Origin of the sequence: Streptomyces sp. (assembly GCF_035644915.1) — a bacterium.
Lineage (GTDB): Bacteria > Actinomycetota > Actinomycetes > Streptomycetales > Streptomycetaceae > Streptomyces.
Genome location: NZ_DASQNP010000189.1, coordinates 1 through 6,813 on the forward strand (window position 1 = coordinate 1; position 6,813 = coordinate 6,813).

Annotated in this window: 3 protein-coding genes; all 3 read right to left on the minus strand. The window is 73.7% G+C overall.

The features are described from left to right. On the minus strand, positions 1-1,505 hold a 1,505-nt coding region (locus tag VE546_RS21195; protein WP_324924730.1), incomplete at its 3' end, for a condensation domain-containing protein. Continuing rightward, positions 1,502-6,349 carry a type I polyketide synthase gene (locus VE546_RS21200; protein ID WP_324924732.1) on the minus strand — a complete coding sequence of 1,616 codons (4,848 nt, stop codon included), beginning with the start codon at positions 6,347-6,349 and terminating at the stop codon, positions 1,502-1,504. The genes VE546_RS21195 and VE546_RS21200, both read right to left, overlap by 4 nt. Then, a partial coding sequence (locus VE546_RS21205) for an acyl carrier protein (protein ID WP_324924734.1) occupies positions 6,346-6,813 on the minus strand: 468 nt, incomplete at its 5' end. The genes VE546_RS21205 and VE546_RS21200, both read right to left, overlap by 4 nt.

Genomic DNA, 6,813 nt, shown 5'->3' on the forward strand with positions numbered 1-6,813 from the left:
TGCTCCTCGAAGCACTCATGGACCAGCCCCCGCCCCGGCCACTCCCGCCCGGTGGCGTTGTTCTCCACCACCACCCGGCGCCACTCGGCCCGCCCCAGCAACGCCAGCCGCCCCACCGGCACACCCGGACACCGCACGACCAGCTCGACCAGGCGGCGGAAATGCCCGGCCATGCGGGTGACGGTGGTCTCCTGGAACAGCTCCCGGTCGTACTCGAACCAGCCGGTCAGCCGGCCGCCGTCGTCGAAGAACTGCAGTTCCAGGTCGAAGCGCGCGCCCCGGCTGCGCAGCGGGACCCGCCGGATCTCCAGGCCTCCCATGGTCAGGGCGGGCAGCGGATCGCTCTGGTACGACAGGCCCGCCTGGAAGAGGGGCGAACGGCTCAGGTCGCGCTGGGGCCGCATCTCCTCCACGATCTTCTCGAACGGCAGGTCCTGGCGGGCGTAGGCGCCCATGCACGCCTGCCGGACGCGCTCCAGCAGCTCGCCGAAGCCGGGATCGCCGTCCAGACCGACGCGGACGGGCAGGGTGTTGACGAAGAACCCGATGAGCGGTTCGACCTCGCCGCGGCTCCGGTTGGCCGTCGGCACGCCGACGACCACGTCGTCCTGGCCGCTGTAGCGGTGCAGCAGGATCTGGAAGACCGCGAGCAGGGCCATGTAGGGGGTGGCGCGGTACCCCTTGGCGACGGCGGTCAGCTCGCGCATCAACCGTTCGGGCAGCTCGAAGGGGACGGAGCCGCCGTTGAAGCCCTGGACGCTGGGCCGGGGGTGGTCCGTGGCCAGGCCCAGCACGTCCGGGGCCCCGGCGAGGTGGTTTCGCCAGTACTCCAGGTCCGGTCCCAGGTCGCGTTCCTCCAGCCGCCGCCGCTGCCAGACCGCGAAATCGCCGTACTGGATCGCCAGCGGAGGCAGCGGAGAGGGGCGACCTGACAGGAAGGCCGCGTAGAGCGCGGAGAGTTCGGACACCAGCACCCCGACCGACCAGCCGTCGGAGACCAGGTGGTGCATCGCCACCGCGAGCACGTGGTCCTCGTCTCCCAGCCGCAGCAGGCGGAACCGCAGCAGCGGCCCGTTCGCGAGGTCGAAGGGGCCTCCGAGCGCCTCGAAGATCCGCTGTTCCAGCTCGTCGGCGCCCGGCTCCTCCGCGTCCGGCCCGGAGCGCAGGTCGGTCTCCGGCAGGTCGAGGGTGAGCTGCGGGTGCACGATCTGCATCGGCCGTCCGTCGCGCAGGTCGAAGGTCGTCCGCAACGCCTCGTGCCGGCGGACGATCTTGTTCGCCGCCCTGAGCAGCACCTCCTTGTCCAGTCGGCCGCGCAGTCGCAGCGCGGCCGCGATGGTGTAGGCGGGGTTGCCGGGCCTGAGCTGTTCCAGGAACCAGATGCCCTGCTGGTTCACCGACAGGGGGAAGGCGTTCTCCGCCGTGCCCCGCTCGCGCAGCAGTTTCTCGAACAGCGCGCGCTTCTCCGGGGAGAGCGCCGCCAGACCGGCGTCGATGTCGGTCATGACGGGCTCCCTTCCCCGGACGCCACCCGCACCTGCTCCTCGGGCAGTTCCTGGAGTCTGGCCAGCAGTTCGCCGGCGACGTCCTCGTACCGGGCCACCCGTTCGATGGCCCCGGTCCCGCCACCGCCGCCCTCGTCGGACAGGTGCTCCGCGATCTGCTCGGCGAGGTCGCGCACCGATGCGCCGCCCAGGAGGGCGGACACCGGCAGCGAGACGCCCAGCCCCCTCTCGATCTCGTTCTTGAGCTCGACCGCCATCAGGGAGTCCACTCCCAGGTCGAACAGCGGCTGGTCCCGCCCGGGCCGCGAGGATCCGGCCTCCAGGACGGCGGTGAGGCTCACCAGCAGGCGCTCGGTGAGGGTGTCCAGCCGCTGGTCCGCCGGGAGGGCCAGGTACTCGTCGCGGGTCAGGAACAGCCGGCCGCGGCGGGCGGCGGCCCGGACGGCGGGCAGCGGACCGCGTTCCCCGACCAGGTCCCCCAGCAGACGGGAGCCGGACACCTCCCGGTACCTGCGTCCCCAGTCGGACCAGTCGACCGGCACGACGGCCAGGTGCGGCGCGTCGTGCCGCAGCAGCCGATGGAAGATCCGCAGCGCCTGGGCCGGCCGGAGTGTTCCCATGCCGCGGCTGAGGCCGGGGGTGGCCTCGGCCGCCCGGGTCGCCATGCCCGTGTCCCGCCAGATGCCCCAGTTGATGCTGAGGCCGGGCTTGCCCTCGTTGCGGCGCAGCCGGGCCAGCGCGTCCAGGAAGGCGTTGGCGGCGGCGTACGCACCGTAGGAGGGCGAGCTGAGGAGCGAACTGGTCGAGGAGCACAGCACGAAGAAGTCCAGCTCCCGGTCGGCGAAGTGCCGGTGCAGGGCCCAGGCGCCCCGGGCCTTGCCGTGCAGGTGCCATTCCAGGACGCCCGGTTCGAGCTTGGTCAGGGGCACCACGTCACCCACGCCCGCCGCGTGCACCACGCCCCGGATCGGGGGCCGGTCCTCCCGCTCGTACCGGTCAAGGAAGTCGCCCAACTGCTCCTCGTCGGCCACGTCGAGCGCCTCCAGGCGGACGTCCGCGCCCAGCGCCTCGATCTCCCGCACCGCCGCCACCCGGGCGGCGGCCGGGTGGTCGTCGGCCAGGGCGGACCACTCCACGCGCGGGGGAAGCGGCGTGCGGCCGACCAGGATCAGGCGGCGGGCGCCGGCGAGCGCCATGGAGCGGGCCATGGCCAGGCCGAGCCCGCCCAGGCCGCCGGTGACGAGGTAGGCCGCCTCCCGCCGCCACACGGCGCCGCGGGCGGGTGCCTCCGGTTGCTCCTCGCGCACCAGCCGGGCGACGTACCGCCCGCTGCCCCGGAGGGCGACCTGGTCCTCGCCGTCGCGGTGCGTGATCTCGTGCAGCAGCCGGTCCGCGGCGTCCTCCGGGGTGTCCTGCGGATCCAGGTCGATCAGGCCGCCCCAGATGGCGGTGTGCTCCTGCTGCAGCGACCGGCCCAGGCCCCACAGCGCCGAGGCGGCCACCGCCAGCGGGACCTCGCCCGGCTCCCCGGGCTGTACGGCGCCGCGGGTCACCAGCCACAGCCGGGCCGTGCGCCCGCCGGTGCCCCCCGCCAGCGCCTGCACGGCGCGCACCGCGCCCATGCAGCCGTCCAGTTGTTCCCGCACCAGTTGTTGCGCGGTCCCGGTGCCGGCCCGGCCGGTGTCGGCGTCCCACAGGTGGACGACCTCGAGTTCCTCGTCGGAGGCGAGGCCGATGTCGTCCAGCAGCGCCCGCAGGTCCTCGGCGCTGTCGCGGCGGACGGTCGCCCGCCCGGCCCTGTCGTAGGCGTACTCGCTCCCCGGAACGGCGTGGACGCAGCGTGCGCCGTGCCGTGCCGCGGCCGAGGCGAGGGCGCCGCCGACGCCGGTGCCGTCGCCGAGCACCAGCCAGGTGCGCCGCGCGCCGTCCGGCGTTCCGGCGTCGTCAGCGGGGTCCCCGGCCGGGGCGTCGGCGGCCTGCCAGGCGAGCCGGTAGAGCAGGTCCTCGTCCGGGCGGTCGCCGTGCTCGTCCTCGGCCGCGCCGTCCGCGGCGGGGTCGGTGTCCCAGTGGTCGAACGCGTCGGTCTCGCGGCGCCGCGGTTCGCGCCGGCAGACGGTCTTCTCGAAGGGGTAGGTGGGGACCGGCGCCTTGGACCGGGTGTAGTCGCGGTCCCAGCCGTGCCAGTCGATGTCGCCGCCGCCCGCGTGGAGCCGGGCGACGGAGTCCGTGATGGTCCGCCAGTCGTCCTGCTGGGGCCGCAGGCTGGGCAGCAGCAGGGCGTCCTGCTCCGGCGGCACCATGTCGCGGATGAGGCCGAGCAGGACCGGGGCCGGGCCGGCCTCGACGAAGGTGCGGTACCCCATGCCGAGCAGCGTCGCCACCCCGGCGGCGAAACGCACCGGCCGGCGGGCGTGGCGGCACCAGTAGTCGGCGTCGGGCGCCTTGTCCCACGCCCACAGCCGGCCGTCGAGGTTGGAGACCAGCGGGATGCGCGGCGGTTCGAAGCGGATGTCGGCCGCCGCCCGGCGCAGCGGTCCGAGGACGGGTTCGATCAGCGGGGAGTGCGAGGAGGTGGTGATGTGGAGCATCCTGGCGCGCACGCCGCGGGCGGTGAAGGTCTCGCAGACCGCCTCGACCAGGGCGCGGTCGCCGGAGACGGTGGTGCTGGCCGGGCCGTTGACCGCGGCGATCGAGATGCGGTCGGGATGGTCGGCGAGTTCCTCGGCGACCACCAGCTCGGGGGCGGAGATCGCCGCCATGGCTCCGGTGTCCGACAGGGTCTGCATCAGCCGGGAGCGGGCCACGGTCAGTTTCAGTCCGTCCTCCAGGCTCATCACGCCGGCCACGCACGCCGCGACGTACTCGCCGAAGCTGTGGCCGAGCACGGCCACCGGCTCCACGCCCCAGGAGCGCCACAGCTCCGCCAGGGCGTACTCGACCGCGAAGACCGCGGGCTGGGCGTAGCCGGTCTCGTTGATCCTGGCGACAGCGGTCTCCGACTCCGGGTTCCCGGGGTACAGGACGGACAGCAGCGGCCGCTCCAGCATCGGCCGCAGGATCTCCTCGCAGCGCTCCAGGGCCGCCCGGAAGGTGGGCTGGGTCTCGTACAGACCGCGGCCCATTCCGACGCGCTGCGCGCCCTGGCCGGTGAAGACGAGGACGGCGTCGGCGTCGCGCGCCTCGCCGTCCGCCACGCCCTCCACCGCCTCGCCGCCGTCGGCGTACCGGGCCAGCCGCTCCGCCATCTCCCGGCGGGTGGTGCCGGTGACCGCCAGCCGGTGGCGGAACCGGGAGCGTCCGGTGTTGGCCGAGTAGCACAGGTCGGCCAGTGACTCGGGGGTGTCGGCGGCCAGCCGGTCCCGGTACCGCCCGGCGAGCTCGGTGAGAGCCGTGCCGGTCTTGGCGGACAGGGCCAGTACGGCGACGGGGCGCCGTTCGTCCGCGGCGGCCGGCGGGCACCCCGGCGCCTCCTCCAGGATGATGTGGGCGTTGGTGCCGCTGAAGCCGAAGCTGCTGACGCCCGCGGTGCGCCTGCCCCCGGTCCTGGGCCAGGGCGTCAGTTCGGTCGGGACGGCGAACGTCGTCCCCTCGAAGGAGATGTCGGGGTTCAGCTCCGTGAAGTGGACGTTGCCCGGGATGGCCGCGTGGTGCAGCGAGAGCACCACCTTGATCAGTCCGGCGATGCCGGCCGCCGCTTCGGGGTGGCCGATGTTGGTCTTGGACGATCCCAGGTGGACCGGCGGCCCTTCCGGGCGTCCGTAGACCTCGGCCAGTGCCTCCACCTCGATCGGATCGCCCAGCCGGGTGCCCGTGCCGTGCGCCTCGATGAAGGAGACGGCCTCGGGTCTGATTCCGGCGGCGGCCACGGCCCGGCGCAGCACCTCGCGCTGGGCGGAGCCGTTGGGCGCGGTGACCCCGGCGCTGCGCCCGTCCTGGTTGACCGCGCCGCCCCGGATCACGGCCAGGATCCGGTCCCGGTCCCGGACGGCGTCGGACAGCCGCTTGAGCACGACGATGCCGCATCCCTCGCTGCGGACGTAGCCGTTGGCCGAGGCGTCGAATGCCTTGCAGCGCCCGTCCACGGAGACCATCCGGCCGAACTGCGAGAAGGAGATGCCGGGCAGCGGCGACAGGATGACGTTGACGCCGCCGCTCAGTGCGAGGTCGCACTCCCCGGACCGCAGGCTGTGGCACGCCTGCTGGACGGCGACCAGGCTGGAGGAGCAGGCGGTGTCGATCGCCACGCTCGGCCCCCGCAGGTCGAGCGTGTAGGAGAGCCGGCCCGGTACCACGCTGTGGGCCGACCCCGTGCTGGCGTGGGCGGTGAAGTCCAGCGGGTGCCGCAGCGTCTCCAGCGCGAAGTCGGAGCTGCACACCCCCATGAACACGCCGGTCTGGCTGCCGGCCAGGCCGTTCGGGGCCTGCCCGGCGTTCTCCAGCGCCTCCCAGGCCACCTCCAGGGTGATCCGCTGCTGCGGGTCCATGAACACCGCTTCCCGGCGGGAGATCCCGAAGAACTCGTGGTCGAACTGGTCCACGCGCTCCAGGAAGCCTCCGGAGGTGGTGCTCAGCTTGCCGGGGGCGGGCGTCGGGCTGAAGAGGTCCTCGGCGTCCCACCGGTCCGCGGGGACGGTGCGGACGGCGTCGACTCCCTGGCTGAGCACGTCCCAGTAGGTGTCGGCGTCCACGGCGCCGCCGGGGAAGCGGCATCCCAGGCCGATGACCGCGATGGGTTCGGTCGCGGCGCGTTCGTAGTCGTCGACCTGCCGCCGCAGCCGTTCCACGGTCAGGTAGGCGCTCCTCAGCGCGGCGACCGAGGACTGCGTCTCGTGAACCGGTGTCATCTCGAACGTCCTTCGTCGATCTGCTTGGTCTTGGCCAGGAGGAGCGCCGCGAGTTCTTCCTCGGAGAGCAGGTCGATCTCGCTCTCCGGTGCCGCGGCGGACGGTTCGGCGTCGGTGGTCGGCGTCGCGGAGCCGACGCCCTCCAGCGCGATGTCCATGCGCTCGGCGAGGAAGGGCACCAGCGCGTCGATCGTGGGGTAGCGCCACGCGAGGGTGGCCGGGAGGGCCACCTGGAGGGAGGTCTCCAGACGCTTGCGCAGTTCGAGGGCGAGCAGCGAGTCGAAGCCCATGCTGGTCAGCGGGGTGGTGGGGTCGATGCCGTCCGGGTCCAGCTTGAGCACTCGGGCGGCTTCCTCGCGGCAGTGCCGGGTCAGCAGGTTGCGCCGTCGCCGGCCCGGTTCGACGGCCAGCAGCTTCCGCCGGATCCCGCCCTGCCGTTGCGGGGTCCCGGTGACGGGCCCGCC